This is a genomic window from Brevundimonas sp., assembly GCF_044239655.1.
Classification (GTDB): Bacteria; Pseudomonadota; Alphaproteobacteria; order Caulobacterales; family Caulobacteraceae; genus Brevundimonas.
Genome location: NZ_JBIIAY010000239.1, coordinates 1 through 3,251 on the forward strand (window position 1 = coordinate 1; position 3,251 = coordinate 3,251).

At 26.1% G+C, this 3,251-nt stretch carries 3 protein-coding genes; all 3 read left to right on the forward strand.

The window, feature by feature from the left end:
- Positions 1–193: 193 nt before the first annotated feature.
- Genes ACILQR_RS17140 through ACILQR_RS17150 form a run of 3 tightly spaced genes read left to right on the forward strand, consistent with a single transcriptional unit; the run spans position 194 to position 3,102 of the window.
- Positions 194–859 (forward strand): hypothetical protein, encoded by a 666-nt coding sequence (locus tag ACILQR_RS17140; protein WP_395652573.1) that lies wholly within the window; start codon positions 194–196, stop codon positions 857–859.
- Positions 860–918: 59 nt separating this feature from the next.
- Positions 919–2,322 (forward strand): hypothetical protein, encoded by a 1,404-nt coding sequence (locus tag ACILQR_RS17145; protein ID WP_395652574.1) that lies wholly within the window; start codon positions 919–921, stop codon positions 2,320–2,322.
- Positions 2,323–2,331: 9 nt separating this feature from the next.
- Entirely contained in the window at positions 2,332–3,102 is a 771-nt protein-coding gene (locus ACILQR_RS17150; protein WP_395652575.1) for a hypothetical protein, read from the forward strand.
- Positions 3,103–3,251 lie beyond the last annotated feature (149 nt).

Here is a 3,251-nt window from a genome sequence, read left to right on the forward strand (position 1 = left end):
TCAAAAGGCCCTTAATTCACCTGCACCAGATACGGTAAGCGTTCAAATGCTTCTTGATGTAGATAACAGATTAATTATATTTAAAGCATTAAAAGCGGATGGAACACAAAATGACACAGATACAACAACAGTGGTTTGTTTTAGTTTATTATATTAAATTAAAAAAATTATTTCTATTATATTATATATAAAAATGTATAATACAGAAGAAAATAAAAAAATAGTAAAGCAATTACTAGAAATGGAAAAGAAATACGCGAAAGGGTCAATTAAAAATGGTTTAATGGCTGAAAGTTTAATAAATGGTAACTTAACAAAAGGGCTTAAAATAAAAGGAATACCCGGACCTAATAAAATGACTGGTGGCGCTCAATTTATGTCGGGTGGTGAATCTATATTTGCCGGCGCTAGAATGGGCGGTAAAACATATGATAAAAAACCGATGAATTTAATGGAACGTCAAGCACCAGTTGAAGATGATGATTTAATGTTTGCCCGAGAAAAATATGAAAGAAAAATAGGTGGACGAAAATATGTTTCAAGGCCATTTTCAGAATTACCACTCCAAAGTCAACTGGTAGGCGCTGAAGCATACACAGGTGCGGGGAATTGTTGTTCAGATTCAGAAGATTACGGATGCGGTAAGGCGTCGGGTAGATCTGCAGGCGGTATTGCTAGTGGTAAGGCATCGGGTAGATCTGCTGGCGGTATTGCTAGTGGCAAGGCTAGTGGTAAATCTGCGGGTGCAAAAGTAAAGAAGACGATGTCGGCTGGTCAACAAGCATATCAAGCAAGATTAAAAAAATTAATGAAAGATCATAATATAACATTTAAAGAGGCGATGATGTATGGTAAATAAAAAATTAATTATTAGTATAAATTATATTAATTAAAATCTAATTTAATATAATATATATAATGGATCCTATTTTAAATTATCAAATGAAAGAGGTATTGAGACAAGAAAAACAAAAAAATATGATACGCGGTGGCGCTAAATTAAATGATCTTCAAGAGGTGGGAACATTACTAGATGAAGTTCAAGTAAATCGGCTAATTAATCAGGAACAAAATATGGCGCGCTATTTTAAACAAGAAGTGTTGCCATTAACAAACTTTGAAGCATCTGTTGATTTTAATTTAGATAAATATATAGAAGATGTTAAAACATCAATTCAAGGTGTTATTGATCAATTTTTACAGGGTACGCGATCATTTAATTTTAGAACTATTGAAAGTTCCTATAATGTTTTAGTCTCATATTTAAAAAATTATGTTGAATATAGTAAACTATCAACAAGACTAAAAGCACAAATTCAAAATAAAATGGTTTCTATAGCTACATTATTAGAACAAATATTATTATCAATTAAAATTAACCAATCTAACAAGATTATTTTAAATGAAATAAAAGAAAATATTTTAAATAATAATTATCAACCAGTCAATATTAAAACAGTTGTTGAATATAATAAAATACAAAGTGGCAAAGTTTCAGATAATATAGCGGAACTTAAAAATGATTATTATACTTTGGCACAAGATATTCAAAACTATATCAGTTTGGGTAATATTTATCCAAGTTTTAAGAAGCGTTTTGATATATTAAATATTAAAATAAAATCATTAGAAGATAAAATAAATAAAGCATCAAATAGTATTGATATAGAAAAAATGTCTAATGAAGTTACTAAATTAGAAGATCAATTCGTCCAATTTAGAGAGGAACATAACCTCCAGTTCCCACAATCAATGACAGTAACTGGACCTATTAAAATGCCGGGCATTGATCCTATTATTGCATCAACATTGGGACCGGGATTTATTGGTGAAGACGAAATGGAAGAAATAGATGCAGGTGTTCTAGAAACAAAAGATGGTGAAGAAATATCAACAATACCAAAAGAAGAATTAATAACACAAATTACTGGAAATATAGATAGGTTAAACGGATTAAATAATGAAGAACAATTTAAAACATATAATACAGAGCGTGGCAGAAAAGGTATCGGCAAATATTTAAATACAATAATTATAAACCCCGCGCGCGCTGACTATAATAGATATGTTAACCAAAGTAAAATTTATATTTCAGATGCCCAAGAAGCAAAATTGAGGTCAGTAAATATTGAGAATTTAGATAGAAAAGATAAAGAATATTCTAAGTTTAATAGTAAAATGACACAACTAGTGGGAGTATTTCAAAATTTATTAGATGAATTAAACAAAGCGGTTACCGCTTCTGGAAAACCAAGAAATAAAAAAAAACAACCAAAAATAATTGGTGGAAAAATGCTAAAATTTAAAAAATATATTTTCTAACAATATCTAATGACTGAAATTTTTGAAAAAAAAGTACCTGATAAATTATTATATAATATTGTTCAATTATTAAAATTCAAAAATAATTATATTGAGTTGAAGGGGTCGGCATCTTATACAAATTTAATTTATTCTTCTGATATTGATTTATTTTCAAAAATTAAAAAAAAGTATGATTCTAAAACAATATATAATGAAATTAAAGATATAATTGAAAGAACTAATATAAATAACCTTTATTTTATAGAATTTAAATTACAGAAAAAAAATGGAGATAAAATAAAATTTAATGATCCTAATAAAATTACAGAAAATATTTTTAATCCAAATGAAATTGAATTTATTAAACTTGATTATATTTTGAGATTTAATTATATTTTCACTGAATTATCTATTATTTATTCTTTTAGTGAATCAAAAATAAATTTTAAAACTAGTATTTTAAATGACATTAAAGAACTAGTCAAAAATAAACAATATTATAAGATATTAAAAAGGAAATTTTCTTTATTAGATAAAACAAAAGACATAAAAAAACTATTATTATTAATGCGTTTTTTTAATTCTGAAACAGGCAGAGAATATAGCCAACTAAATAATTTAAAAGCGATTAAATTATTAATTGATAATTATTCAGACCCAATCACAGAAAAATTAATAGAAAATAATCTTGAAATATTAAAAATAAAACCTAATATAAATCTAATTGATAAAAATATTAAAATTAAAGAAGCCCAAGTTAATAAAAATGGGTTAGAAATTTATAAAAAATTATTTTAATAAAATCTAAAGTTATTTAATGGCTTTAAATTTTATTACGGGAAATCCTATTGTTTCAATAAAGGATAAACGAAATGACACTAAAAAAAGAAATAAAATAATATTTGTTAAAGACTCTAACATTAAAAAAGGTGAAAATTTTGATGAAA